This is a genomic window from Peptoniphilus rachelemmaiella, assembly GCF_943169845.1.
GTDB lineage: Bacteria > Bacillota > Clostridia > Tissierellales > Peptoniphilaceae > Aedoeadaptatus > Aedoeadaptatus rachelemmaiella.
The window spans coordinates 1-1014 of sequence record NZ_CALPBW010000038.1; the positions used below are offsets into that span (position 1 = coordinate 1).

Below are 1014 nucleotides of genomic sequence, written 5' to 3' on the forward strand. Positions count from 1 at the left end.
GTTCCTTCCACGTAGCCGTTACTCCACGGGTAATCAAAGCTGTTGGTGATCTCCTCGAACCAGTTGTTGTAGGCACGTAAGCAGTGGCGCCACTCCTTTAGCCCGCTTTTCTTTGCCTCTTCCATCCATGTTGAAAGAGCGGTTCTAGCGGATACTTTGTCTTTCTGAGAAAGGACGTAGGTGTAAAAGCCTTCTTTTAAGATGTAGGCGGTATGAATGGCATCGCTCTTTTCGAGCATGGTAGCGACGAGGCCTTTCTCTGTTTCTGTGAGTTTCTGAGCCGGTTTTTTCAGTAGACTGCGGCTTCGTTTAAACCATTTTCTTTCCGTTGCCGTCATCCGTTTCTGCTCCCGCTTCCGCACGTTTTCCAAAGCCCAATGGACTTGGCGGATGAAGTGGTACCGGTCAATGACATGGGTACTTTGTGGAAAGAAGGTTTCTCTCACGCCTTTAAAGGTACCACACATATCGCTGACAAAGATTTCGACGCCACGTCGTTCCGCGCGATCAATGGAAGCGAAATAAGTCGCTAAATCCCTGCCGTAACGCGTCGGAAGAATGTCGATGATTCGATGGGCCTCCCCATCAGCTAGGGTGGTCTGGTACTTGCTTCCGCCACTGTCGCCCTTAAACTCGTCGATGCAAAAGACACGAGGGAGCCGTTGACGAGGTACAAACAAACAAGCCACAATACGAAAAATACTCGTCGTTGAAATCCCCACTTCCCGCGCCAGCTCCGACACCGATCGAATATCTCGAAAGGCATCGACCACATAGGCAATTAAGCGCTTTGTCATCTGCTTGCCCTTGGCGGCAAAGGAAAGGGAAGCTTCAAAGCGTGCGCCACAATCCTTGCAATCGTAGCGCGTCTTCTTGACGCGAAGAAGCACGTGTTTACGGCGCATCGGTGCGTCCCGAAGCACCTGAACCCGGTGATCGTGAACCCAAGCGTGAGCCGAGCCACAGTGAGGACAAACCCGATCTTGTACGGGTTTGCAATCAATGGTAATCAGG

General features: G+C 51.3%; 1 protein-coding gene. It reads right to left on the reverse strand.

Annotation, left to right across the window (positions count from 1 at the left end; all coding sequences use genetic code 11):
• On the reverse strand, positions 1–1013 hold a 1013-nt coding region (locus KO087_RS09515), incomplete at its 3' end, for an ISL3 family transposase (RefSeq protein WP_349665978.1).
• Between the last annotated feature and the right edge of the window lies 1 nt (position 1014).